Genomic DNA, 23,145 nt, shown 5'->3' on the forward strand with positions numbered 1-23,145 from the left:
TCTTGCTGGAATTAGCGAAGGAAGCTTGCATCACCAGTAAGTTGGAACACCAAACAAATAATTCGATGAGATGTAGGATTGCCTCACTCCTCCCATGCAAAGTTAAGATAAACAATTTAATCCGCTTACCCTAAAATTAAAAATACCGTAGCGGAAGCTTTAAAATCATTTAATCTAGCTCTCTAACATCTTATAAAAATCGGGCATAGAGAAGAAAATTGCAGGGATAAAGTCGATTACCAGAACAATCATTTATAAATCTTTTTACTGACTAATTTATGATGCTGCCTTAAAACATTTTATAATACATCTCTTACCATATCCTTAAATTTGGATATAACTATTGTGTTAAAAAACATTTAACACAAGCATACGAATAAAATAGCGCATCAAATTAATTTCATACATAAACAGCCAATACAGATCTTTTAATTATTTTTCCCACGATGCTTGGTTCCTTGTTCCTCATGAATGTCCATATGGGCATCGCGTAATATATTGATAGCGCCATACAGTGCAATTCCTGCTACTGCGACCCCGACAAGTAAATCGGGTAAATTGGAATCTGTCCATATAACGACAATGCCCGCCAGAATTACCCCGCCATTTGCGACGAAATCATTAATGCTGAAGGTAGTAGCTGCACGAAGATTCACATCCTTACTTTGCATTTTTTTAAGCAAATAAAGTGATAAGAGATTCACGACCGCTGCAACGGCAGCCATTGACATCATCATTGCCCCGGTTGGTTCAGACCCTTCAAAGTAACGACGAATGGCATCCAGCACGACCCCGGCAGAAAAAACTAGCAACATGAAACCGGAAAAACGTGCTGCCCCGCGTTTCCATGCGCGTGAGCGGCTCAATGCAAGTAGACTTAATCCATAAACAATAGCATCGGAAGTGTTGTCCAGACCATTGGCAATTAAAGCGTTAGAATTACCAACATATCCTGTCACTAAAAATCCCACTGCAATAGCAACATTGAGAATGAGAACAACCCAAAGCGTTCGACGCTTATCAGCTGAGCTGAGATCAAGATTGACATCTGTCATATATGTTCTCCCTTAACCATTAATTAATGAGCTGATTTAGTTAAAACTACTTGACATTGAATCAACGTATTGAAGTTTGAACTTATCAACTGTATTTTTAGAGTATCGTTGAATAGAATCCAATGTTAGCCACAATACGTTTACATTAGATATTATCAATTGCTCGTACTTGTGGTAAAGAAAATAGCCTCTGAAGTTACCCTTACTATAGCGAAGAGTACTAATTTTCCATGTGAGAGCCGACTAGTCTAGCGAGGATATCATTTTCAATCCGTTGTGCGAATGGAAGCTATTATAATCTTCTAATCAACCAACAAGCTGAGCCATTACCTTTACTGCAGATCGTTACCGTTGCGTCTTGCTCTGCTAACAGTTTGGCGCCGATAGTGAAAGTAATCCATGAAAAGATCGGTATTCATCACAGCTCTATCACAACTATTCAGTGCTTAATCAACAGTCAAAGTATTCTTGATCAGCCACACAAAGATCTGCGCCGAGCTCGCGCCAGCAGCTTAAGTTTGATCCCGACGACAACGGGGTCGGCCACAGCTATCACAGAAATTTTTTCCGGATTTGAAAGGACGTATCAATGGTCATGCTTTACATGTGCCAATGGCAAATGCTTCTTTGACTGACTGCGTATTTGAAGTTGAGCGTACTACTACAGTTGGCGAAATCAATCAGCTTCTGAAGAGGCAGCCCAAGATGAGCTTAAGGATATTCTTGGGCACGAGGAACGTCCGCTAGTCACCATCGATTATAAGATCGACCCGCGCTCATCCATTGTCGTTAACGGCCCTGATCTCGTTAGCGCTACTTCCTCGCATTTAGGCTCTTACCCTTTCATCTAAAACGTCTTCAACTAGCCTGTTTATACTAATCCCTTTTGATTCTGCGGTGATGGCCAGACGCTCATGCAACGATGGAGAAATACGAACGTTAAATCGACCCGAAAACTGTTTTGTGGGCTTGATACCACGTTTTCTGCAAGAATCAAGAAAGATTTGGAGTGATTTCATAGCTTCGAGCTTCAATCCACCCGTGTCGTCGGCATAGAAGTCAGCACCGCCATTAAGGCCAACAAACTCTCCACGAAACATTTCAATTTCCGGATCGTATTTGACCACGGCCTTATAGCCACCGACGTTCATTACATTATATTTGCTCATGGTTTGACCCCCTGGCTTTTTAACCATTCTCGAATACTCGAAACAGCACCCTTATCAGTGTCTGGCCTTGGGTGTGGCCGGTGGAAAACACGCACCTGTCCGAAGAGAAACACCTCAACACGTGATCCTTCACGTTCACTAATTTCAGCACCTAGCTCAACAAAGAGCTTTTCTATATCGGACCATTTAATATTCCCACTAACCGGTCTGGAAAATATTTGGTTCAACGTTATTAAATGCTTTTTCTTCATGTTATGGTATCACTATGTAGTACTACATGTAAGTGGTAAATATACCTATTACATACATTTACTATTAATTAATGTTTGGATCTTGGAGTCTCAGCCTGTTCTATACTTTATAGCAGGCAAGCTCGTTTTTAACGTCATCCAGAATTCCACGATGCATGGCCATGGAAATTGCATCCGGCTTGTTAAATTTGCCCCCGTGCTTGAATATCAAGTCTGCAAGCTCTCGTTCATTCATGGCCATGTATTCATCTAATCGGGCACCTTGTTCAGTTCTGACTTTAATGGCTTCCAGATTAACAGATCTCATAATTAACGATGCCAGGTTGTCGACAAAAATCATTTCATTTATTGCGTCATCGGAAAGGTGGTTGGGGTTCATGAATCGCAGTTCTACCAGCCCTTTAATTTCGCTGTAAAGCACGTATACGTCCATAAACTCGATGTAGTCTTCTGTAAGGATCTTAAGTGCCTCTAGGCGTGCTTTTTGCTAGTTTAACGATGTTTTGTTCGAGCATGTTTAACCTCCCTGTTATTAGCGTTATGGCTCTGGCCAACGAGAGTATAACTATCTGACAAAGTGATTCCATAATCTGTAGCGTATTTGTAAGTAAATTTTGAAACTCTTTATTTCTTACAGGTTTTTTAGAGTTTTCTTTTGTGTTTATAGCATCTTCATAGCCTTTGTTTTACAGGAATACTAATGGATCAATACCAAACTTAATCAAAGCATCACAATTTTCTGGTTCAGTACCTGATTTGCAAAGTTCAGTATAGTTGTATGGCTAATGTCTTTAAACATTGCAACCTCTAATGTGTCCATACCTGTCACAGACTTAAAAATTGCTGCCACAGTTACAGCACTGTCTATAACAGCCGACGGTAATAGTGTTTTTTGTGCAAAATTCATTTCTTCTTCTTTAGTTTTTCTTCAGGTAAATAACGATGGATATTAAGTATTGGGCAAAGCGGTACATCATCCAATGTAGCATCACTGCGCCGTACACGCAGTCTTTGCTCCCATTTTTTGGGCAGCGGTATGATCACCGGCAAACGTTCACCAGGTTTTGCAGGATAAAACAGGGGTAAATGGGCCGTTGTAACCGGCATTCTTTTTCCATCAATGATGATATTCATTTTTGGCTGAGGGGAAGGCTCGTAAACTCTGGCCAGAATTTCACCTTCTGGCAGTTCCATTAGCAAAGATTGCTCAGATTGCAGCAATTTGAGCTGCTTTTTATCTCGCGTCTTCACAATCTTACGCACAGCGACCGCAACAGCCTCATCACGTGACAATTTATGCGTAGTAGTTGATTGTGACCAGGTAAAACTGATAGATTCTGGTCGTCCATCAAGTACACGAAAGGTTCGCCCCGCCACTTTACGATTAAACCGGCGTAGTCCAACTTTATCCAGTAGATACTTGCTCAATCGCTGACCCTCGGGAGTTACCCCCTTGTCGGTCTCACGCAAAAACGATGCGAGATTGTCCCGCATATCGTTAATCGCACGTACTTCCGCCAGCATGCCATACGGTACACCCAAGACCGCAGGCATCGACGTTGTGCCGCCAGCATCCATATCGTCCTCTTGGTATTCCAACAATTCGATGTGAGCAGCTACCGTTTCCCGGTCAGCTTTCAGATGCGCCCAGTACGGATATTCCGAATCCCCACGAACAAAATCTGCCACGGCATGCTGTTGGTCTCGTAATGGCAAATACACGTCTTCAAAACGTTCAACGAGCTTCATTAGCTCTGGCGCCATGTTCATAAACTGCCCTTAATATTGAATATTAGTAGGGATAATATAACACAACCTTATTTAAGCAAAAGTTAACACCTCACCTGAAACATCACTCCTTTTCTTATGTTCTGCCGATGTGATCGTATTTCGATTCTTTAAAAACTGTTAAGCCGTTAAACGGCCTATTTCACCTGCCGTGATGAACCCCGCGTAGCGGTAAATAGATTGAATTAAGCAGTAAAAAAGACAAAAAAGAAAAACAAAATAGAAAGATTTTCGCAGCTAGCAAAAAGTGAGCTTTCATGGCGCTGGGCGTGGGTTTGGCTAGGGGGTTGCGTAACCGTGATTGTGTTATAATATGACAGTCATAAATACATTTTAACGGAGGTTTTTATGACGACGCTCACTCTTGATTCTACTAACCAAACGCTGGCCACTGCAGGTATTAAACTTCGCCTGTCTCATAAAGGCTTGGCTGCTGTCAGTAAGGTAGCTATGTTTGCTAAAGCATTAGAATATTGCCAGAAGAACACTCAGGCACGTGATGATGTGATTAGTATTCTGGCTCATTACAAAGATCAGCCTGAAATGGTTTTTGTCGAACAAGCACCCAAAGGACAACCGATGCTCGATGCACCTCCTGCTCAGAACAATATGGATTCACCACCACCAAGACAGCAACGGTCAGTAGCTCAATCAAAACCCGTCCAGCAATCCACTGTTAATCAGTCAGCACCGGCCAGAACAGTGGCACATCCCAATGCACCAGAAGCAGAACACCAACAACCTGCTGGTGGACAACAACCGGACTCTGAAAAACGCAATTTTGTCGGTCATCACGTCTATGGCAAACAATCAGCACTCTATTTTGCCTATGATGAAACCCGTGGCGGGGACGCAACGATTGCCGTTGATGGTGCCATGTCAGTGGCCACTCGACAGTACAATTGGAATCAAAAGTTACGCATTCAGATCACTCGAAGTGATCTACCCAGTGTTGCCGCGGTGATGTTTGGTTTGTTGCCGAAAGTAGAACTTTCCAACTACGGTGCAGACAATACCAAGCGATTACTGATCGCAAATCAGGGTAAAAACTACTTTTTGAATATGTCAGCCAAAGATTACAATCAAATAGCTGTGCCAATCACGGCCAGTGATGTTTATGAAATTCGTGGGCTATTTCTGGCTCAATTAATGAAGAATCGTCCTGAAATTGGTGTTGAGGGCATTCTGGCGAACCTGAAATGTCATGCCGCCATGCTCAAACAGGGCGTTCAGTAAAACACGATAATCAAGGTGGGAGACTGTAAAATTTGAACTTGAAAAGCAATGTCAATTCACTGATAAAGGCAAAAAGGATGGGGTTGAATCTTCATCAACTCATTATCTTGGGCCTTTTGCAATCGAAACCACATTACATAGGGCAATTGGCTACTAGTCTTGAGAGTAATCACGCTACCGTGAGAAGAATGGTTATGAGACTAAGTGATACTGGGTTGAAAGAGCAAGTTTACGATAAGGCTCCGACTGGTTATCAATCAAGGCCATTCTCTGCTTTGATTAAGTTAACTGATGAAGGTCTGAACAGGATAAAGTCTCTCTCATAATCAACCTTGCGTGAATAGTGATCCATGAGACTCTGAAGGTATTTATTGAACAGTGACAATAGATGACTATCAGACTAACTGAGAGAGATGCTTTACGTTTAGGGCTGCTAAATAAAGCAGGTATAAAGCAGACTAAGAAACTACCTACTGGTATCGGTAGAAAGCGATCAAAGACAAAATCCCCACAACGAGTTCTTTTTGAATGTTGCCAGGCATACTGGCCAGAATGCGTATGGGAATTGGAAGGTGCGATACCTGGTAGAAAGTTTCAAATTGATATCGCCTTCCCTGCTCATAATCTTGCGATCGAACTGGATGGCCACACGGCCCATTCATTCAAAGATAAATTTCAACGTGACCGTGAACGTCAAAACCTGCTTACACTGCATGGCTGGCGGATATTACGATTTACAGCAAAAGATGTAAAATCAAGGCTTACCGAATCATTGGATATGATTAGGCAATGTTTAGATGGTTAAAAAGGAGGAAAAAAGATTAAAGTCAGTAATAGCATTTACAGCTTGAAGTAAGTGTGTAGATTAAGCTGTACTGCTTGATTCGATTTAGTTTCTGAGTGTGAGAACCATATCATTCATAAACTTTTGCATTAAATCTCTCATTCTCATGCCTTCGCTATAAAAGATAGGAATAAACCTCTGACAGTTATTGTTCAAAATATCCCGTATTTCTTCACTAGCTAAACTCATCCCCTTTTCTCTATTGGCCTCAACAAGAACAAGATCAAAGTGGTCTTTTCCTTTCCATCCTGGAGAGCTGTGAACAAACCTATTTCTAGTAGCTATCATTCCTTCAACAGCAATATGGTAAGAACTCTTAATCGATTTCACTTCCTCCTTCGTTAATTTTCCCTGAGATTTAAGTCCATGTAGAATTTCAGCAAAAACCTCCCTGCTACGAAAGAATTCATTGAAGTATGTCCTTACAAGAAGGTAAATCCGCGTTTCTGGTGCCCCTGACCATTTTAAGTAATTATCCGGAAGAGAGATCAGGTCATTTATTACCAGGTTGAGACTATCAATGATTTCATTGATGCTGGTACACCAAATGAATATGGTATAGACAAAAAGATCATCACCTTCCAGCTTGCCAATACTAAAAATTCCACTTTCAATTGGAGTTCCATCATTTTCTAGTGATGATAGTATTTTGTTGTTGAATCCAGACAGGACACTAACCAGCTCCTTTGGAAAGGTCAAAGATTCAATATTTTTATTTTTAAACTCCATGCTCAAGCAGTGTTTCCATTTATTGTGCCTAGTTTTTTATGTGGCTTTGTTAATCAACCAGCCTGTCAGACCGTTTTTAACTGAGTACTCTGCTAACTTGTAAGCGTCCCAAAATATTATTCCATCATCTTCATCATCATTATTTAGCTGATTAATTAACTGTTGGGTCGGTGAATGTGTAACAAAATAAAATTTATTGAAGCCAATCATTGTTTCAAACCGCATTTTATAATCATTGTAATTACTTGCATTTGCTCTTGATTTAACCTGAACAGCAATCCTTTCACTTGTTATGGGTGAGATGAGGTCTAGGTCAATATCTTTTAGTGTTCCTCCACTCACACCTGTTCGTTGCCATCCAGCCTGACGAAAGATTAGGTCAGTCAGGATTTCTAGATCATCATGGTGAAGGTTTTTGATAATGGGTATGCTTGCTAGAACCAGGTCTTCCAAAGCGCTTTCAGCTTTCGCTATGTGTGGCTCAATTGTTCCGTTTATTTTATGTAGTAAATAGCTCAGTTCTCTTATTTCACAAATTGTGCCTTGAAAAGCTTGAGTGGCTAATAGTTTTCCGCTGAGTACAGCAGTGATTAAGTCTTCACCTTTTAAGTTTGTATTTTGCCATGAATTGATTACAGGACGCGTCTTAGTATCGTCATCATTAAAAGTGATTTCTTGTTTTGAGAAGCACCAGTAAAGCGCCCCGCCGTGGAAGGTTACCCACAAAGTAGTTTCAGGCTCTTCATAAAATTTTTGAACTTGATTGCGATGATGTGTCTTACTGCTGGCATTACTTCCATAGGGAAAGGTGTTTTTTATTTCTTCCCAACGTCCTTGCATACACATCTCATGATTTACACCTTCGTAACGAATTTGAAGATATCCATTTTCAATACAATCATGCGCTAAGCCACCACCCTCACCTAGTTTTATATAAAGTGCTTTGGTAGCTGTTATAGATTTCATATCTGACCTTTTGATTTATCAGGCACTATAAGCACTATGATTTATTTAGGTCAAAAAAAAACGCCCTCCGGGAAACTGAAGGACGTTAGATGTTGAGCTTAACTTACTTAATGTCTGTGTTGGATTTTTATGATTGCAGCCTGCTTCACTTGTTCAGCAAAACTATTGGCCACAGTTGCATCGAGAAAATCCTCAAGCCACATTTCGGTACCATCTTCGAGAACCCAGTAGGTTCCATAAAATTTTGGAGCTTCAGATGCATATACATGCCCTTCTCGCTCCTCCACACCGGTAACATCTATCTGGCCGGACCAGCCATACGGAATACTGGCCAGTTTCTCTTCAATGGTTACGGCATGGCCTCTGTCAGTAATAAATTTAGATTCAGTCATAATGATCTCCATTCACTAATCAAAGGCCAAAACCCTGTGAGGGTTTGTGACCCTCAGGGTTAAATAATTCTTAACAGAATACTGTTAAGACATTGAAGGATTAAACGATAAATCCGTTATAAATCCCCATTAAGCTGGTAGCCGTAAAACCCACTTGCATCACTAGCAGTGCGAAATAACGATTACTTATTGAAAATCGGATAAAGAAAAGATTTGAAATTAAAAAGAACACAAACCCAAACTCTGATCCAGGTGTCTGCATGGCAACCAAAAAAGCGCCCAGCAGTCCAAAAATTGAACCGGCAAACTCGCACCAGGTCATTTCTTTTGTTAAATTGAGAATTGCTTGCATAAGCTCCCCCTGAAAATGGAAAACTAAATGGCAGAAAAAAAGAAAACTCTGAAAGTCATCCACGGCGGACGCGAGGCTTTAGAAGTACAAAAAGCCAATGAAATCTTAAAAGCGTTGTTGGTGGATAAAGACAGAGATACTGCCTTTCAGATTGCAGATACATTGTCCCCCCGAGGAGGGACAACTCTTTCTGCAGTTAAACAGCGGAAGCCTAAATAGCGACAAGAACTGGTTTAGCAGCTCTACGACGTTGCTCTTCAGCAATAGCCTCAATTGCAGCTTCAATTGTCTTTTTGCCAGCTGGTGTAGTCATGCTATCTGACAATAAAATCAGATCGTGCATGGTATCTTCCAGCGTTTGCTCAGACGATTCCTCAAAGCTTACTTCAAGAACATTGATTGCAGTCATAAGTGTTACTCCTCAGATAAAAAAAAGGAGAACACTTATGCCCATGAGGGGAAAAAGTATTCCCCTATGGGTGAATTATCTGCTTACAGATAATCAATTCAGTAACATCATCTGCGTACAGACGAATAGTTGAGCGTCCAATTTAAGTGTTGGACGAACACTTCATACCTGGCTCATAAAAGACAGGTACAAAAATTGTTTACGTGAAGATATCGTTCATTAGTTTTCAAGTCAAACACCTAATATGAACTGAATCACAGCTTTCACTTTTTTAGTTCAAATTCGTATTAAAGAAGGCGGCTTACTAAGGTATGGGGAAATGAGGATTTATAGCTTATTATTTGCTTTTCATTCGTCTAGAATATCACTATAAGTAACTGTTATTACTTATTTTATTGAGTACACCTGCCCGCCTGCATATACAGATATTCAAGTAAGGGGATCTGAGGATTTATAGGTAACTTTCATGAAAATGTCCAACCTCATGAGTAAGTATAATCGCCCATTATTACTGGGCTTAAGCAGGATCTGGGAATTTATGTACAGTCCGATAACCGGCTTGAGGGGTTATGGGTATTAAGGATTTATAAGGGAAAGTGAAGAAAGCAAATTTCTAACACTCAGTTTTAATTACTTATTAATCAGCTAGTTGAGGCGGGTTTTGTAAAGTAACTTGTTTTAATATAACTAGAACACGCATGTATGGGGTAAAGGAGATTTTTACAGACGTATAGGGTAAAGAGGATTTATGTTGAGCATCTAAAACTGAATTTGCAGATCTTAAACAGCTGTGTTTCTATGCACCTACAAACTTTTACACCGGTACTGGGTAAAAAGGATTTTTAACTAAGTTGTTCAATTAATAATTATTGATACTAAAAGTATTGGGTATACAAGATTTATGTATGGGGTAAATAGGATTTTAGTGTTGGGTAAATAGGATTTTAGTTAGGGGTAATGAAGATAGTCAGAATTATCCACAGAATTTAGTCATTTAGAGTATTAAAAATCTGATTATAAGTATTGGGTAAAGAGGATTTAGACCCTTTCAGGTGCTGGGTATACAGGATAGATGTATAGGGTAAAAAGGATTTTGATTATTTTTCATCGTTCATTTTACTGCTGAGTATTGGGTAATAAAGATTTTCAGCTATATATCTATCTGAATTATTTAGCTTTATTATCTCTTCCTCTCCTCTTCTTCCTTCTTTATTACTCTTTTACCTCCCCATCTTGCCATATCCTAAATTTATGCGATTATGGTCGCTTCATCATGCTGGTAATGAATAATGAGCGAAGAAATAGACAAGGCAAAAGAAAATCAACAGTTCGAGCTATTTGCCCAGGTATTCAATCATGAAAAGCCGACAAAACACTTATCTAATCTAATATCTTTCTGGGATTCCATTCCTAAGTATTCACGTTCGAGACAGCTACAAGCTTCTATGCGTGATGAAAATGGACGACTTCCAACATTACGTCATAAGTTTGTTTCAAATGATGGTGATCAATGTGAAATGGTATTAAAGCCTGCATCAATTACTCGTGAAGGTAAAACCATTGATTATTACCCTAGTGAAAGTGAAGAATTATTAGAGGATATTTTTCTTAAAATCCTCATTCTCCAAGATCACGGCACTTTCAATCCAAAAAGTGCTGAAACATGGTGTCGATTCACAGGTAATATGATCTTACGTGAGCTAAAAAATCACGGTAAAGAACGAAATTATGATGAATACAAACAATCCCTAGAGATCATGCAGGATTGCAAAATTGAAGTTATTGTTAATGGAACAACCAGTTTAAGAACCTCAATCCTACCTGCAGTCATATTTTCAGATCGCGAACGCTACTTAAATGATTCAAATTCAATGACAGCTGTGATGTTGAGTCCTGCAGTTAGCAGTGCAATTAAAAATTACGGATATCGGCAGTATAACTACGAACTAGTCATAGATATGAAAAAGCAGCTAAGCAGATGGCTTTATAAAAGAATTGCAGACAGATATCTCAATGCTGGAGCAGGTGCTCCAGATTTCAGAATTACATATTTAGAAATTAAACGTGATTCTGGAATGCTCAATCAGAACAGTACATCAAAACAGCTATCAGCTATTCGTGAAGCTCTGGATGAACTTGTCGCAAATGACTGTATCTCTAATTATGATGAATCTGTTGAGAAAGAGAAAAGAACAATTATTGATGCCACCTTCCGTTTTCAAGCTAAAGAATCCCTAAGAAGAGACATTATTTTAGCAAATACACGTAGCAAAGGTATTAGAGAGATAGTTGGTAAGTCTCCAACTAAGAAAATTAGTCGAAGTAAATTAAGGCCCTAAGTAAAATCCTATACTTAGTCGTTAAATAGTATTAAGCTATCAATGCTTACCACACAAAGCGCTAAAGGATTCATTTATGAAACTTTTCGCTTTTATTGTGGTTAAAACGTTTTTACAGATTTTAATTTTGGCATTGCAACTATATCAGAGTGACAAATCTGACAAATGACAAGATAAAGGCTGTTTCCTACTTAAAAGGGAAATAGCCTTTTTTTATTTAATCGTAGTATTCCCAAGCACTCGATAGACTGCTTGGGAATACCCCCTCTTTGAGAGAGTATTCAAAGGCTGATGTATCATCAACCTCTCTTATCCCGTTATATCCGGGTAACTCAGCTTACATGTCAAAGTTATTAATCCACAGAACGATTATGTAGAAAATTAAAGTCATCAATTGCTTCTTTCATATCACCAATTCGGATGTGAAATAAAGCGGTATCAATGCTGTTTACTGCATCGTGATGTGGGTAATATGGAATTACCGCACTCGTTCTTGCCCAGTAATCGCCAAAGTCTGAGAATAACTCTCGGCCTTCAACGGTTGAACCTCGAAGCAGTGCACTTTCTAGTCGATTAAAATAATCTTTGTCTACCTTGGCCTTATCAACTGCCTTTTCAAGTAACTCTAAAGCGTCATGATGTAGTGTTGCTTTAAGGTAATACCGAAGTTTATCCAGTATTACTTCAAGTGTGAACGGCGTTCTAGCATTTCGTAGCTCCATGGTTGTCATGTTATCTGACGCTCTTGGTGCTCCAAACTCTGGTGTATTTTGCATCTTACTCTCCTTTTTAAAGGGAGCAGCCGCCCATATGGGGGTTACTCCCATATGGGTTTTGGATTCCAAACAGCATGCTGCTTGGACATTGAGGCCGGTTTTGATAAGTCCGACTGACTCTTCAGGACAACAATAAAATGCTGTCAAGAATTCGATATTCCGAAACACCTGGTCAGATGCTTTGGAATACCCTCTTCATATTAACGAAGAGAGTATTTAGAACTAATCAGTGATCAGCTCCTCTTATCTCGGATTGTCCGAGTTGTCTGGCATTCATACGAAACACGGTTCCATCAGGTTGTCTGTTGACATACCAACCTCGACGACTACCGGCAGGTCTATCTAACCGATAATCAGTTCCACCATACTGAACAACCATTCCGGTTTCATAGTTACGTTTAGCCTTCAGTCGTCTGCTTTCGTGATAAACCACTACTCGCTTACGCCATTGAGCATCCCAACTATCCGGTTCTGGTTCATCAGCGACCTTTAGAAATGAAAGCGGACAATTCACTTCGACCGGACCGACTGAGGCAGACATGCTTTTATAGCCCCATCCATCTTCACGGCCACTTTGCATGGCATCAAGACCAATCCAGATTTCTCCAGTTGCTCTAACTTTGGCCAGATACCAGTGATTGTTGCCAACAACACTTGATTTAAGAAGTTCATGTGCCTCTCCGACCCGTGTTGCATCTGAAAGATACTGAACCAATTGTTGTTTTGAACGCCATTCTGTCGAAAAACACCATCCCATGACTACTTCTCCAATAATAAAAAAGGGGAAGCAGCCAAACCCATAAGGGAAGGTTACTTCCCCTGTGGGTTTTGAGAATCCAAACAGCGTCCTGCTTGGACATTGAGGCCGGTTTTAAATAAGTCCGGCTGACTTATCAAATAGATAGTATTTGGCTATCTACTGGATATCTATTCCGAAACATACTCTGTGAATACGCTTTGGAATACCCCTGTTGCCAGGGGTAATGCTTTACCAGTCGTGCTGGTCCAGCTCTGGGATGGCCTCTGCATCTGAGTCAAGTTCAATCATTTGAAAATCATTGTTAAAAGCAAATTCAATAACTTTGCAAAGTGAAGGACTGTAATCTCCTCGGAGGTTTCCTGCCAAATCGTTCATATACAGCTTAATAAAGAAGCCGGATTCCCGCTCCATCACCATATTGGTCTGAAACGCTGCAATGCGTAAAGCACCGGTATCATCCTCTTCAATATGCGATGTGCTTAAAGCGATAACTTGATAGGTTTCCATGTCAAAAATACCTCTTAATTTAAGAGGGATCGACACCCCATACGGAGATATCGATCCCCGTGTGGGTTTGGAAAGCCAATGATGTCTGGCTAATGTAGGCAAAAAAGCATGCAAAAGCCCTTTTTAGCCCCTTTCGTGATTGTTGCCCGGTGATATACTCATTTACATGAATAAACCCAACAGACTTCAATTAGTGCATTCAACTAATAAACAATTACTTTCTGATGATCTCATCCGGGCAATTGTGCTGGCCAAAGATGAAGCTTTAGCAGAAAGCATCATTAAGAAAATTAAATACCGTGCTTTTCTAAAGCCAGTTAATCAATCTACTCAACAAACAGAAAGTTAATAAATCAACATTCTGTATTAGGTTAAATTCACAATTTCTAACGACTACTTCTGAAACATTCCGGTATATAGGAAAGTCGACCTGCTTCTTCTAACGATAAACGCTTTGCAGTAACTACGTTCGCATGTGGACGCCTTGCCATTTCAACCGACTTACCGAAGGTTTTATAACAATGGTCAAAAGCCACCAGCGTTTCACCTGTTAAAAGCAATAATCGAATCCCATTTGGTGGCATGTCCGCGACGTTTTTCTTTGTCTCAGTGTCAACTTTCAGTATCGGTGCCCATTCATAGGCAATAATGTCTTTAACATCAATTTCGATATTTTCTTCAAGCTCATCGTTAGCTATATAGCCAAGCAAACTTTTACCAAACATTTCCGATTCAAAATCTAACTCGGGAAAAACATCTATCTTGATACATCCCATAATGAAAACTCCATAATATTAGGGATGATTTCAACCCCAGATGGGTGAATATCACCCCTGGGGTTAAATCGCTTAACGTTCTAAGGTTAAGCATCTGTGTTCGGTTTTGATGAGACCGAATACTCTTCAAGATAACGATGATGTGTTATCAGGAAATCTGGCATTCCGAAACACCTGGTCAGATGTTTTGGAATACCCTCTCAGTGAGAGAGTATTTCGCAATAAAGCAAACTGTACTGCTCGTATCCTTATTGAACATTGCCGGCATTTTCCAGAGATTCCATATACGCATCCTCTGCAGTAGCTGTCATTTGTGAATTACATGCTGGACATGAATGGTAATCATGCTCAGATGCAACCATTGAAAAGTGACATCCGTTACGGCAAAACACCGCAACTCGCTTTGGTTGCTCAAACAAAAATGGAAGTGCTTGGCTTTTAGCTTGACGTTGATTTTGTAAGGTAGACACAATTTGTTTCTCCTAATAAATTAGGGGATGCAGCCGATCCCATTAGGGATAGAAACATCCCAGTTTGGCTTAGTGGTCAAAATGACCAGTGTTATCGGCTATGCCGTTTTAATCTCGAATGATGAAATAGAATTTAAGAAATCATGACCAGTGAGGTCAGCGTATATCGCAGGCTTTGCATTACCCAAAAATAAACGGGAATGCATTGCCCCACTGGGGGTATGCGTCCCCGTGTGGGTAAAAAAATGATTACTTACGACATTGCTGCCAATACGGTGAGGTTAGCGTTGTGATTTCATTGATCTTCTGATGAGCGCATGCTGCGTCCATGGCTTTAGAAAAGTCTAATGCCTGATCATTGAAAACAACCAAATGTTGTCCCCAGCTTGTTTTGATTCTCACACCATCAATAACATCTTGCTTGTTATCAGTGGTAAACGGACGAGTCGTATGGATTTGTATACATTCAAATGCTGCTACAGAATTTGAGTGAAGAGAAATCTTTGCCGGCTTGTCGTTTTGAGCATCAACACGAGCATCAAGATTTTTACCGAAATCGGCGTCGTTAAATTCAATTTCTTGAAAATGTTCGATGACTACGCATCCCATAGTGGTACTCCTAAAAAGTGAAGTTAAATAGAAACCATGGGATACATTTATCCCCGACGGGAATAGACAAAGCCCGTGGGGTAGTGAGGAATCAGCTTACTGATTCTCTAGAATAGTGTCAGCTTGGAGTGTGACATGACTCTTCAGTGCAACCAAAGGTTACAAAGATAGTTTAAGATTAAAGAGTGGGCTTTTTATTGTCAAACAAAGACTGTGATGTAGTTCTTACTTTGAGTAACACCCCACAGTTTCACTTTTTGCTTTTCATCGCCCTGGATTGCGCTTTCGCTTTCTCATGTTGGAAATAAGTATCAAAAAAGCCTTCCGTCAGCATGAATGCAAATCCAAGCATAGTTGTCTCGATTAAGAATCCCCGGTCAAAGGTGCCAAAACTAACCCATAAAAGGCTCATTGCGTACCATCGGATTCGCTTCATATCGTGAAATAGAAGCACGCCAGCAAGTAAGTAATAACCCATGGCATTCAATGGTGTAATCGTCATGTGGTTGATAAATTCAAGCATACATCTCTCCTGTTTTAGTACAAGAATGACATAGAAAGTAATCCGCGCAACCCCTCCTAGAAATGGGCTCTCAGGCTGCTTGCGTGGTTTTAGTTCCGTGGTTTGATGGTTTTGTCGTTTTGACACAAATCATTCAACCAGGAGAATACACAATGTCACTTACCATCTTAGAAACAGCAGTTCATCGCGAGCCTATATCCCAGAATCAATATCGCGTATTTTTCCGTGTGCAGCATGGGGAAAGAATCACGACTGTCCGGGCTATACATGTGTCGATACCATCCTCTCAGTCAGAACCTTATAAGCTGGCGGAGTTATTGGCCATCAAATATATCTTGTTGCATACAACGTATGTAGGAATGAACCGAACCGGTAAAGAGCTGCAGCTGAACGTGTCTTCAGGTACTATCCGTAAAAACTCAGAAGTTACAGACTACCAATACTGATATGCATCTCAATGGCCGCTTTATTCAAACTCGTTTTGCTGAAGCTGCTATCAAAGTGGCCCGTCGAACTGACTGGGTTGAAGAATTTAGTGGAAAAGTTGACGACATCACACCGAATGATTGTCTGGACCCGCCAATCAAAACGCATATTGGTGATATTCACTTGACCCGGCATGCTGTCGAACGGTTTTGTGAGCGAATGGCCATCAGCTCGATTGACCGTGCCTGGCGTCGGCTTTCTAAATTACTCACCTCATCTAACTGGAAGATAAAAAAGCCCCAGCAGCCTCTTCGTAATGGAAAACCAAACCGGACCACAGAAACCTGGGCGTTAATTCGAGATAATTGCCCCGGCAATCGATATCTTCATCGTTTGTAACTCTCGCGCCAGTCGTGTCGTGAGGGTGATCGCATGAACCTTAAAATGAAGTTGAAGGGATTAATGAACATAACTGTATTATCGCTATTCGCTGGGCCGCTCTTCTCTTTCCAGGCGTTGGCTGTTCGAGAATCATTTGAACAAGCAAAATCTGAGCTTCGTGATTATATTTATCATGACCAGAATCGTAATGGATCATTAGGAACACTCTATTCTGGTTGTGACTGGAACTGGCGAGGTCGTTCAGGGGGTGCTGTTGACGCCAAAAGTTGTGGGTACCAAATCAGAAAACAGAAGCTTCGTGGTGAACGCACTGAGTTCGAGCACATATTAAGTGGACTTAGCAACATGCTATCTATTCATAATTAGCTGCTTTAGTTGAAAATATGAATACATAACACTTTCTGAATTTCTATAGCTCAAGATCTTTCAGCCAATACATTTCTCTCGCCTCAGTATTAGCGAATTATAGTGTCTTAGTTTTGTTTATAGATCCGGAGACCCCGAGCATAAGATCTCATACACTATTCAAAATCATCACAAACTTTGTGTTTGTTACATAAAAACAGTGACAGACTCTCACAGACCCAGCAGAGAACTTTTAATTTTGCTAATCTTTTGGGAACTAAGTTAGTATCTTGTTAACTAAGACATCAGAATCCATTAATAAAATTAACGAATGTCAGTAAAATTATTTATCAACATGCTCATCTTTATGATTGTGATGCAATCAGGCATAGTTGCGGCTGACATTCATACATCTGATTCCAAGACACCACAAGAACATCAGCTTGTTCTTGATGATTCCAATGCAATTCAACAAGCGAACAATGCGTCTTCGCATGATGCACAAAGTACTGGCGATTGTGATTTTTGTATGCATTGTCAGTGTTCACATTTTATCGCCATCTTTAATATTGATGGAATTAATGTTCCTGCTATTCCAGACAATTATTTCAACCTCCACCCTAGATCGCCAAAACCTGACTTTACAGTCAGTATGTACCGCCCTCCGAGATCTTGAACTGCTGATGTTTTTGCGGACTTAACGTAAGTCCGTTGTTTGCAGTTAAACAGGATCTAATTTCATGAAAATACACTTTGATCGCACTACAAATGTGCGTGCGCCTGCTATCCGTGCATTGCTTTGTTCGATGCTGGTTGCCTTTTCTGTCTCGCCGGTATTAGCCGAGAACGTTCAACAAACGAAAACGTTGAGTTTAAACGAGGCCATGCAACAAACACTGGCGCAACATCCGGCATTACAGGTTTTTCCAATTCGTCAGCAACAACTTGAAGCCCAGAAAAAAACGGCCAATCTCAAACCGGCATATGTTGTTGGTGCTGAGATTGAAAATTTCGCTGGCACCAGGGAACTAAGCGGTATCAAGTCACTTGAAACCACGGTCACTCTCTCCTCTGTCGTTGAACTGGGGGATAAAAGACTGTCCCGTGTTGAACTAGTGGAACAACAAAGCGATGTTGTCCGTGTTGATCGCAAAATAAAAGCGCTGGACTTGCTAGGTCAGGTAACACGACAATTTATTGAAGTGCTCAATAGCCAAGAGCGTGTAAAGCTAGCCGAGACGGGGCTGGAACTGGCACAAACAACATTAACAGAAGTTAATAAACGTGTAGGTGCTGCCGTCGCGGCTGAAGCAGATTTGGGCCGCGCCGAAGCTTCTGTTAATCAGGCTGAACTGATATTGGCTGCCGAAAAACGTCAGCTGGAAGCCAACAAAGTGGTACTCGCTAATTTGTGGGGGAGTTATCAACCTAATTTTGAGACCGCCACAGGCTCATTGTTTGCCTTTAGCGAGGCCATGTCATTTGAAGCCTTATTTAATCAGGCCCAGCAAAATCCGCAACTGGAACGTTTCGCTGCAGAAACGCGGGTTCGTGATGCACAAGTACGTCTTGCCAGAACTCAGCAAGTTGCAGATCTGACCTGGTCAGTTGGGATCAGGCGAGATGAAGGACTGAATGATTCGGCGTTAGTTGCTGGTGTGTCAGTGCCTTTGTTCAGCCGCCAGCGAGCGCAAGGGGATATTGAATCAGCATTGGCCGCGCGTAATGAAGTCAGCTATCGCCGTCAAGATATGCTGTTGCAACTTCATGCTCAGCTTTATCGGGCCTATTCCGGGCGTGAACAAGCAATTGCAAGTATTTCCAAGTTGCAACAACAGATTATCCCCAAACTCACTAAAAGTCTGGAGCAAACGCAAACCGGTTATCAACGGGGACTCTACAGTTATCTGGAATTTCTTACCGTCAGACAAGACCTGCTAGGTGCCAGACGTAGTGTCATTGAGGCTGCAACGGCTGCATTGCTATATCAGACAGAAATCGAACAACTCACCGCCGAACCGCTAACAGCTGCAGAGTAAGCAATATGAATCAGGACAAAACTATGTTTAATAAATCACATTTCGTTTTTTTACCCATGCGCAGCCTACTATCAGTAGCAGCGCTAATATTGCTCATCATGTCACCTGCCATTGCTGAAGATGGTCATGCGCATGAGGCTCCTCAATCAGATCAACAAGCACAAGCCCAGCTAGCAGAATCAAATCAGCAGCATGATCATGAGATAACACATGATAAAGATAACCATGATGAATCGATGCCAAAAGAGGATGAACATGATCATAGCGCTGAATCAAAACCCGAAGAAGAAGGGCATGCTCACGACGCTGAGGATGAAGGTAGTGAGCATGTAGAAATGGATGACGGTATGGCTCAAAAACACGGTGTGGTAACTGCAGAAGTTACAGCCGGACAAATATCGGTCACCTCCAAACTCTACGGTAGAGTGGTTTTATCACCTGATGAGATAAGTCAAGTCAGAGCACGTTTTCCGGGTCAAATCACCCGCGTTTATGTGAATTTTGGTGATTCTGTCAAAAAAGGTCAGCTATTAGCCAGTGTTGAGTCAAACAACAGCTTACAGAGTTATAACTTAACCGCGCCCATCTCAGGTGTCATTACAGCAAAAGATGCCAATACCGGCGAAGTCGCGGCAGATCAAAGTTTGTTTACGATCACGAATACCCAATCACTTTGGGCTGAACTCAAAGTCTTTCCAGGACAGGCCATGAATATAAAACCCGGTCAGAAAGTGCGTCTGTTACATAACAACACATTTTATGAATCGACGATAAAGCAACTGCTGCCAAGCAAAGATGATGCCCCTTATCGGATTGCCCGCGTTGCACTTGATAATCAGCAGCAAGTCTGGTTTCCGGGTTTGCTCGTTGAGGCTGAAGCCATTACCGAGCAAACAGAAGTCAAACTAAGAATTCCTAACAGTGCCATACAACAGTTTGAAGGCGCATCAGTCGCTTTTGTCAAAGTAGGTAATCAATATCAAGTCAGGCCATTACAACTGGGTCTTAATGATGGTCAATTCAGTGAGGTTATATCCGGACTCCGGCAGGGCGATGACATCGTCGCTGAAAATAGCTATCTGATTAAAGCTGATCTGGAAAAAGCCGGCGCAGCTCACGCTCACTGATTTAGGAAACAGACATGATTAATAATATTTTAAGTCTCTCAATCGAGAGACGTGGCCTGATGTTGTCAATGATATTTCTTATCATTGGCCTTGGGATCTGGAGCTTTCAGAAGCTGCCGATTGATGCGGTGCCTGATATCACCAACGTACAGGTGCAGATCAATACCAGAGCACCCGGGTATTCGCCGCTGGAATCTGAACAACGAATCACTTATCCCATCGAGAGAGCGATCGCCGGACTGCCGGATCTTGATTACACCCGATCCATCTCTCGCTATGGATTATCACAAGTCACCGTGATATTTGAAGAAGGCACCGATCTGTATTTTGCGCGTAATCTTATTAATAACCGTTTGGCAGTGATAAAAGGCTCACTGCCACAGGGTATTGAACCGGAGATGGGACCTATCGCGACCGGGCTGGGTGAAATTGTCATGTACACAATTACCGCAGAACCTGATGCCAGGCAACCTGATGGCAGTTCATATGATCCTACCGATTTACGAGTGCTTCAGGACTGGGTCATTCAACCCCGGCTGGAGCGGGTAAAAGGGGTCACAGAAGTCAATGTTAACGGTGGTTATCAAAAGCAATTTCATGTTCAGCCGGATCCGGCGAAATTGCTGAATTTTGGCGTGTCCCTCAGTGATCTGAAACAGGCGCTGATGCAAAACAATGATAATCGGGGCGCCGGTTATATTGAACGTTATGGTCAGCAGATTTTGGTTCGATCGCCAGGACAGCTTAAATCTATTGATGATATTGGTCAGGTGGTAGTGAAAAATATCGATGATCGGCCGGTGCTCGTCAAAGATGTGGCCGACGTTGTGATTGGTAAGCCGCTGCGCAGTGGTGCGGGTACCCGTGATGGTAAAGAGACGGTTGTCGGCACAGTTATGATGTTGTTTGGAGAAAACTCACGTGAAGTTGCTGCGACTGTGACTCGTGAAATGGCGGAGATTCAATCGTCATTACCGGAGGGCGTCATACTGGAAGCGGTATACGATCGCACCACCTTGGTCGATAAAGCCGTTGCCACGGTTGAAAAAAATCTGCTTGAAGGTGCTTTGCTGGTTATCGTTGTGTTGTTTCTGTTGTTAGGCAATATCCGCGCGGCCTTAATCACGGCTGCAGTTATACCACTATCAATGATGGCAACGATTACTGGAATGGTACAGGCAGGTATTTCTGCCAATTTGATGAGTATGGGGGCACTTGATTTTGGCCTGATTGTCGATGGTGCGGTAATTATTGTTGAGAACTCTATCCGAAGATTATCTATGGCACAAAAACAAAACGGTGGAGTGTTGCCTGTTAAAGAACGCTTAAATGTCGTTTATGAGGCCACCAATGAAGTGATACGCCCAAGCTTATTTGGCGTCATGATTATCACGATTGTCTATATCCCATTATTCTCATTGACAGGGGTTGAAGGCAAGATGTTTGAGCCAATGGCTGCCACAGTAGTTATTGCATTACTATCTGCCATGGTCTTTACGCTGACTATCGTGCCGGCTGCCATCGCTATGTTTATGGGGGGGCGAATCACTGAAAAAGAAAGTTTTATCATCAGTGGTGCCAAATGGCTTTACCGGCCAGTGTTGCTGCTCAGCCTCAAATTGCGTTGGCTGCTGATGCTTTTGGCTGTTGTGTTGGTTGCTTTGTCTGTCAACATGGCCAGCAAAATGGGCTCGGAATTTATTCCGCAACTGAACGAAGGTGATATTGCCTTACATGCACTGCGAACGATCGGTACCAGCCTTGAGCAATCTATCAAAATGCAGGAACAGCTTGAACAGCGGCTCAAAACTTTCCCACAGGTAGATAAGGTGATTGCCAAAATCGGTACACCAGAAGTCGCGACTGATCCGATGCCGCCTAATGTGGCCGATACATTTCTTATACTTAAGCCTAGGAGTGAATGGCCGGATCCGGAATTACCTAAAAGCGAACTACTTGCAGAAATTGAAGCGGCGGTTACCCAATTACCAGGTAACAACTATGAGTTTACCCAACCGATTGAGATGCGCTTTAACGAGTTAATTTCAGGCGTTCGTGCGGATTTGGGTATTAAAGTTTTCGGCGATGATTTGGACTTGATTAAGCAAAATGCAGAGGCGGTTCTGGCTGTGATTCAGGAGATCCCCGGCGCTGCTGATGCCCGGCTGGAACAGGTCGATGATATGCCTATGCTGACCATTGAACCCAAACGTATGGCCATGTCACGTTATGGTCTTAATGTTGATGATTTGCAAAACATGTTATCAACCGCCGTTGGCGGTGGCGAAGTTGGCCTGATCTATGATGGCGATCGGCGCTTTGATCTGGTGGTGCGGTTGCCTGAAGAAATTAGACAAGACATACCCGCCTTGTCAAATCTACCCGTGAGTTTACCTGGTGGTGATTACGTACCTTTGTCTGAAGTCGCAACCATCGAATTAACGGAGGCGCCGAGTCAGATTTCCAGAGAAAACGCCAAACGGCGTGTCGTGGTCACCAGCAATGTCAGAGGCCGGGATCTGGGCTCTTTTGTAGAAGAAGCTCAACAGCGTATTGCTGAGCAAGTGCAATTACCACCCGGTTATTGGATCGAATACGGTGGAACCTATGAACAACTGCAATCAGCCAGTCAACGACTGTCGATTGTGGTACCGGTTACGTTGGTTATCATTATGGGCCTGCTGATTACCTTGTTTGGTTCATTTCGTGATGCAGCGATTATCTTCACTGGTGTGCCATTGGCATTAACTGGTGGGGTGCTGGCGCTCTGGCTGCGAGATATGCCGCTATCTATTTCCGCAGGGGTTGGTTTTATTGCACTCTCGGGTGTTGCGGTGTTAAACGGTCTCGTCATG

31 protein-coding genes are annotated in these 23,145 nt (G+C 41.9%); 14 read left to right on the forward strand and 17 right to left on the reverse strand.

What is annotated here, in order from left to right:
• Window positions 1-428: 428 nt before the first annotated feature.
• Window positions 429-1,055, reverse strand: a complete 627-nt coding sequence (locus tag B3014_RS12740; RefSeq protein WP_289245073.1) for a cation diffusion facilitator family transporter — start codon at window positions 1,053-1,055, stop codon at window positions 429-431.
• A gap of 386 nt (window positions 1,056-1,441) precedes the next feature.
• Here B3014_RS12740 and B3014_RS12745 point away from each other — a divergent pair, with 386 nt between their 5' ends.
• On the forward strand, window positions 1,442-1,690 hold the full coding sequence (locus B3014_RS12745; protein WP_289245074.1) for a hypothetical protein: 249 nt from the start codon (window positions 1,442-1,444) through the stop codon (window positions 1,688-1,690).
• Window positions 1,668-1,802 (forward strand): hypothetical protein, encoded by a 135-nt coding sequence (locus B3014_RS12750; protein ID WP_289245075.1) that lies wholly within the window; start codon window positions 1,668-1,670, stop codon window positions 1,800-1,802. Before B3014_RS12745 ends, B3014_RS12750 begins: the two co-directional genes overlap by 23 nt.
• 80 nt (window positions 1,803-1,882) lie before the next feature.
• Here the strand turns inward: B3014_RS12750 and B3014_RS12755 are convergent, their stop codons facing one another.
• The 5 genes from B3014_RS12755 to B3014_RS12775 form a co-directional block, all read right to left on the reverse strand.
• Window positions 1,883-2,224 carry a type II toxin-antitoxin system HicB family antitoxin gene (locus tag B3014_RS12755; protein ID WP_289245076.1) on the reverse strand — a complete coding sequence of 114 codons (342 nt, stop codon included), beginning with the start codon at window positions 2,222-2,224 and terminating at the stop codon, window positions 1,883-1,885.
• Window positions 2,221-2,475 (reverse strand): type II toxin-antitoxin system HicA family toxin, encoded by a 255-nt coding sequence (locus tag B3014_RS12760; RefSeq protein WP_289245077.1) that lies wholly within the window; start codon window positions 2,473-2,475, stop codon window positions 2,221-2,223. The genes B3014_RS12755 and B3014_RS12760 overlap by 4 nt, the downstream gene beginning before the upstream one ends.
• 100 nt (window positions 2,476-2,575) lie before the next feature.
• Window positions 2,576-2,896, reverse strand: a complete 321-nt coding sequence (locus tag B3014_RS12765; RefSeq protein ID WP_289245078.1) for a hypothetical protein — start codon at window positions 2,894-2,896, stop codon at window positions 2,576-2,578.
• 300 nt (window positions 2,897-3,196) lie between these two features.
• On the reverse strand, window positions 3,197-3,382 hold the full coding sequence (locus B3014_RS12770; RefSeq protein WP_289245079.1) for a hypothetical protein: 186 nt from the start codon (window positions 3,380-3,382) through the stop codon (window positions 3,197-3,199).
• A complete protein-coding gene (locus B3014_RS12775; RefSeq protein ID WP_289245080.1) occupies window positions 3,379-4,245 on the reverse strand; it encodes a DNA replication terminus site-binding protein in 867 nt (288 codons plus the stop codon). The genes B3014_RS12770 and B3014_RS12775 overlap by 4 nt, the downstream gene beginning before the upstream one ends.
• Window positions 4,246-4,611: 366 nt before the next feature.
• On the opposite strand from B3014_RS12775, the gene B3014_RS12780 reads away from it, so the two are divergent.
• Both B3014_RS12780 and B3014_RS12785 read left to right on the forward strand, forming a co-directional pair.
• Window positions 4,612-5,499 (forward strand): hypothetical protein, encoded by an 888-nt coding sequence (locus B3014_RS12780; protein WP_289245081.1) that lies wholly within the window; start codon window positions 4,612-4,614, stop codon window positions 5,497-5,499.
• A gap of 388 nt (window positions 5,500-5,887) precedes the next feature.
• Window positions 5,888-6,304: an endonuclease domain-containing protein gene (locus tag B3014_RS12785; protein ID WP_289245082.1), complete on the forward strand. Its 417-nt coding sequence runs from the start codon at window positions 5,888-5,890 to the stop codon at window positions 6,302-6,304.
• Window positions 6,305-6,388: 84 nt separating this feature from the next.
• Here the strand turns inward: B3014_RS12785 and B3014_RS12790 are convergent, their stop codons facing one another.
• The 4 genes from B3014_RS12790 to B3014_RS12805 form a co-directional block, all read right to left on the reverse strand.
• The gene (locus B3014_RS12790) at window positions 6,389-7,072 is read right to left on the reverse strand and encodes a hypothetical protein (RefSeq protein WP_289245083.1); all 684 of its coding nucleotides are present in this window, start codon (window positions 7,070-7,072) and stop codon (window positions 6,389-6,391) included.
• 36 nt (window positions 7,073-7,108) lie between these two features.
• Complete coding sequence (locus tag B3014_RS12795; RefSeq protein WP_289245084.1) at window positions 7,109-8,038, reverse strand: hypothetical protein; 930 nt, start codon at window positions 8,036-8,038, stop codon at window positions 7,109-7,111.
• Between the two features lie 107 nt (window positions 8,039-8,145).
• A complete protein-coding gene (locus B3014_RS12800) occupies window positions 8,146-8,430 on the reverse strand; it encodes a hypothetical protein (protein ID WP_289245085.1) in 285 nt (94 codons plus the stop codon).
• A gap of 100 nt (window positions 8,431-8,530) precedes the next feature.
• On the reverse strand, window positions 8,531-8,782 hold the full coding sequence (locus B3014_RS12805) for a hypothetical protein (protein WP_289245086.1): 252 nt from the start codon (window positions 8,780-8,782) through the stop codon (window positions 8,531-8,533).
• Window positions 8,783-8,809: 27 nt separating this feature from the next.
• Here B3014_RS12805 and B3014_RS12810 point away from each other — a divergent pair, with 27 nt between their 5' ends.
• The gene (locus tag B3014_RS12810) at window positions 8,810-9,001 is read left to right on the forward strand and encodes a hypothetical protein (RefSeq protein WP_289245087.1); all 192 of its coding nucleotides are present in this window, start codon (window positions 8,810-8,812) and stop codon (window positions 8,999-9,001) included.
• Here the strand turns inward: B3014_RS12810 and B3014_RS12815 are convergent.
• Window positions 8,994-9,191: a hypothetical protein gene (locus B3014_RS12815; RefSeq protein WP_289245088.1), complete on the reverse strand. Its 198-nt coding sequence runs from the start codon at window positions 9,189-9,191 to the stop codon at window positions 8,994-8,996. The genes B3014_RS12810 and B3014_RS12815 overlap by 8 nt on opposite strands.
• A gap of 1,289 nt (window positions 9,192-10,480) precedes the next feature.
• On the opposite strand from B3014_RS12815, the gene B3014_RS12820 reads away from it, so the two are divergent.
• Window positions 10,481-11,530, forward strand: coding sequence for a hypothetical protein (locus B3014_RS12820; protein WP_289245089.1), 1,050 nt, complete (start codon window positions 10,481-10,483; stop codon window positions 11,528-11,530).
• Window positions 11,531-11,883: 353 nt separating this feature from the next.
• Here the strand turns inward: B3014_RS12820 and B3014_RS12825 are convergent, their stop codons facing one another.
• The 3 genes from B3014_RS12825 to B3014_RS12835 all read right to left on the reverse strand — a co-directional run bounded on the left by B3014_RS12825 (window position 11,884) and on the right by B3014_RS12835 (window position 13,573).
• On the reverse strand, window positions 11,884-12,306 hold the full coding sequence (locus B3014_RS12825; RefSeq protein ID WP_289245090.1) for a hypothetical protein: 423 nt from the start codon (window positions 12,304-12,306) through the stop codon (window positions 11,884-11,886).
• A gap of 226 nt (window positions 12,307-12,532) precedes the next feature.
• Entirely contained in the window at window positions 12,533-13,063 is a 531-nt protein-coding gene (locus tag B3014_RS12830; protein WP_289245091.1) for a hypothetical protein, read from the reverse strand.
• A gap of 231 nt (window positions 13,064-13,294) precedes the next feature.
• Entirely contained in the window at window positions 13,295-13,573 is a 279-nt protein-coding gene (locus tag B3014_RS12835; RefSeq protein ID WP_289245092.1) for a hypothetical protein, read from the reverse strand.
• A 166-nt stretch (window positions 13,574-13,739) separates the two neighbouring features.
• On the opposite strand from B3014_RS12835, the gene B3014_RS12840 reads away from it, so the two are divergent.
• Window positions 13,740-13,922 carry a hypothetical protein gene (locus B3014_RS12840; RefSeq protein WP_289245093.1) on the forward strand — a complete coding sequence of 61 codons (183 nt, stop codon included), beginning with the start codon at window positions 13,740-13,742 and terminating at the stop codon, window positions 13,920-13,922.
• Between the two features lie 37 nt (window positions 13,923-13,959).
• Here B3014_RS12840 and B3014_RS12845 read toward each other — a convergent pair whose 3' ends face one another.
• The 3 genes from B3014_RS12845 to B3014_RS12855 form a co-directional block, all read right to left on the reverse strand.
• Window positions 13,960-14,349 carry a hypothetical protein gene (locus tag B3014_RS12845; protein WP_289245094.1) on the reverse strand — a complete coding sequence of 130 codons (390 nt, stop codon included), beginning with the start codon at window positions 14,347-14,349 and terminating at the stop codon, window positions 13,960-13,962.
• A gap of 719 nt (window positions 14,350-15,068) precedes the next feature.
• A complete protein-coding gene (locus B3014_RS12850; RefSeq protein WP_289245095.1) occupies window positions 15,069-15,428 on the reverse strand; it encodes a hypothetical protein in 360 nt (119 codons plus the stop codon).
• 250 nt (window positions 15,429-15,678) lie between these two features.
• Window positions 15,679-15,951 carry a hypothetical protein gene (locus B3014_RS12855; protein WP_289245096.1) on the reverse strand — a complete coding sequence of 91 codons (273 nt, stop codon included), beginning with the start codon at window positions 15,949-15,951 and terminating at the stop codon, window positions 15,679-15,681.
• 152 nt (window positions 15,952-16,103) lie between these two features.
• On the opposite strand from B3014_RS12855, the gene B3014_RS12860 reads away from it, so the two are divergent.
• From B3014_RS12860 to B3014_RS12890, 7 genes are all read left to right on the forward strand, one after another.
• On the forward strand, window positions 16,104-16,397 hold the full coding sequence (locus tag B3014_RS12860) for a hypothetical protein (RefSeq protein ID WP_289245097.1): 294 nt from the start codon (window positions 16,104-16,106) through the stop codon (window positions 16,395-16,397).
• A 1-nt stretch (window position 16,398) separates the two neighbouring features.
• Window positions 16,399-16,776, forward strand: coding sequence for a hypothetical protein (locus B3014_RS12865; RefSeq protein ID WP_289245098.1), 378 nt, complete (start codon window positions 16,399-16,401; stop codon window positions 16,774-16,776).
• 63 nt (window positions 16,777-16,839) lie between these two features.
• Complete coding sequence (locus tag B3014_RS12870; RefSeq protein ID WP_289245099.1) at window positions 16,840-17,145, forward strand: hypothetical protein; 306 nt, start codon at window positions 16,840-16,842, stop codon at window positions 17,143-17,145.
• 310 nt (window positions 17,146-17,455) lie between these two features.
• Window positions 17,456-17,800 (forward strand): hypothetical protein, encoded by a 345-nt coding sequence (locus B3014_RS12875; RefSeq protein WP_289245100.1) that lies wholly within the window; start codon window positions 17,456-17,458, stop codon window positions 17,798-17,800.
• Window positions 17,801-17,864: 64 nt separating this feature from the next.
• Entirely contained in the window at window positions 17,865-19,163 is a 1,299-nt protein-coding gene (locus B3014_RS12880; protein ID WP_289245101.1) for a TolC family protein, read from the forward strand.
• A gap of 23 nt (window positions 19,164-19,186) precedes the next feature.
• Complete coding sequence (locus tag B3014_RS12885) at window positions 19,187-20,290, forward strand: efflux RND transporter periplasmic adaptor subunit (protein WP_289245102.1); 1,104 nt, start codon at window positions 19,187-19,189, stop codon at window positions 20,288-20,290.
• A 14-nt stretch (window positions 20,291-20,304) separates the two neighbouring features.
• The coding region (locus tag B3014_RS12890) for an efflux RND transporter permease subunit (RefSeq protein WP_289287004.1) at window positions 20,305-23,145 on the forward strand (2,841 nt) is incomplete at its 3' end.

This window comes from Methylophaga sp. UBA678, assembly GCF_002299105.1.
In the GTDB taxonomy this organism is placed as follows: Bacteria; Pseudomonadota; Gammaproteobacteria; order Nitrosococcales; family Methylophagaceae; genus Methylophaga; species Methylophaga marina.

Bases quoted from the DNA above. Each gene is read 5' to 3' on its own strand.
- B3014_RS12740 (WP_289245073.1), bottom strand. From the start codon at position 1,055: ATGACAGATGTCAATCTTGATCTCAGCTCAGCTGATAAGCGTCGAACG.
- B3014_RS12750 (WP_289245075.1), top strand. From the start codon at position 1,668: ATGGCAAATGCTTCTTTGACTGACTGCGTATTTGAAGTTGAGCGTACT.
- B3014_RS12755 (WP_289245076.1), bottom strand. From the start codon at position 2,224: ATGAGCAAATATAATGTAATGAACGTCGGTGGCTATAAGGCCGTGGTC.
- B3014_RS12760 (WP_289245077.1), bottom strand. From the start codon at position 2,475: ATGAAGAAAAAGCATTTAATAACGTTGAACCAAATATTTTCCAGACCG.
- B3014_RS12770 (WP_289245079.1), bottom strand. From the start codon at position 3,382: ATGAATTTTGCACAAAAAACACTATTACCGTCGGCTGTTATAGACAGT.
- B3014_RS12775 (WP_289245080.1), bottom strand. From the start codon at position 4,245: ATGAACATGGCGCCAGAGCTAATGAAGCTCGTTGAACGTTTTGAAGAC.
- B3014_RS12780 (WP_289245081.1), top strand. From the start codon at position 4,612: ATGACGACGCTCACTCTTGATTCTACTAACCAAACGCTGGCCACTGCA.
- B3014_RS12785 (WP_289245082.1), top strand. From the start codon at position 5,888: ATGACTATCAGACTAACTGAGAGAGATGCTTTACGTTTAGGGCTGCTA.
- B3014_RS12790 (WP_289245083.1), bottom strand. From the start codon at position 7,072: ATGGAGTTTAAAAATAAAAATATTGAATCTTTGACCTTTCCAAAGGAG.
- B3014_RS12795 (WP_289245084.1), bottom strand. From the start codon at position 8,038: ATGAAATCTATAACAGCTACCAAAGCACTTTATATAAAACTAGGTGAG.
- B3014_RS12800 (WP_289245085.1), bottom strand. From the start codon at position 8,430: ATGACTGAATCTAAATTTATTACTGACAGAGGCCATGCCGTAACCATT.
- B3014_RS12805 (WP_289245086.1), bottom strand. From the start codon at position 8,782: ATGCAAGCAATTCTCAATTTAACAAAAGAAATGACCTGGTGCGAGTTT.
- B3014_RS12810 (WP_289245087.1), top strand. From the start codon at position 8,810: ATGGCAGAAAAAAAGAAAACTCTGAAAGTCATCCACGGCGGACGCGAG.
- B3014_RS12815 (WP_289245088.1), bottom strand. From the start codon at position 9,191: ATGACTGCAATCAATGTTCTTGAAGTAAGCTTTGAGGAATCGTCTGAG.
- B3014_RS12820 (WP_289245089.1), top strand. From the start codon at position 10,481: ATGAGCGAAGAAATAGACAAGGCAAAAGAAAATCAACAGTTCGAGCTA.
- B3014_RS12825 (WP_289245090.1), bottom strand. From the start codon at position 12,306: ATGCAAAATACACCAGAGTTTGGAGCACCAAGAGCGTCAGATAACATG.
- B3014_RS12830 (WP_289245091.1), bottom strand. From the start codon at position 13,063: ATGGGATGGTGTTTTTCGACAGAATGGCGTTCAAAACAACAATTGGTT.
- B3014_RS12835 (WP_289245092.1), bottom strand. From the start codon at position 13,573: ATGGAAACCTATCAAGTTATCGCTTTAAGCACATCGCATATTGAAGAG.
- B3014_RS12840 (WP_289245093.1), top strand. From the start codon at position 13,740: ATGAATAAACCCAACAGACTTCAATTAGTGCATTCAACTAATAAACAA.
- B3014_RS12845 (WP_289245094.1), bottom strand. From the start codon at position 14,349: ATGGGATGTATCAAGATAGATGTTTTTCCCGAGTTAGATTTTGAATCG.
- B3014_RS12850 (WP_289245095.1), bottom strand. From the start codon at position 15,428: ATGGGATGCGTAGTCATCGAACATTTTCAAGAAATTGAATTTAACGAC.
- B3014_RS12855 (WP_289245096.1), bottom strand. From the start codon at position 15,951: ATGCTTGAATTTATCAACCACATGACGATTACACCATTGAATGCCATG.
- B3014_RS12860 (WP_289245097.1), top strand. From the start codon at position 16,104: ATGTCACTTACCATCTTAGAAACAGCAGTTCATCGCGAGCCTATATCC.
- B3014_RS12865 (WP_289245098.1), top strand. From the start codon at position 16,399: ATGCATCTCAATGGCCGCTTTATTCAAACTCGTTTTGCTGAAGCTGCT.
- B3014_RS12870 (WP_289245099.1), top strand. From the start codon at position 16,840: ATGAACATAACTGTATTATCGCTATTCGCTGGGCCGCTCTTCTCTTTC.
- B3014_RS12875 (WP_289245100.1), top strand. From the start codon at position 17,456: ATGTCAGTAAAATTATTTATCAACATGCTCATCTTTATGATTGTGATG.
- B3014_RS12880 (WP_289245101.1), top strand. From the start codon at position 17,865: ATGAAAATACACTTTGATCGCACTACAAATGTGCGTGCGCCTGCTATC.
- B3014_RS12885 (WP_289245102.1), top strand. From the start codon at position 19,187: ATGTTTAATAAATCACATTTCGTTTTTTTACCCATGCGCAGCCTACTA.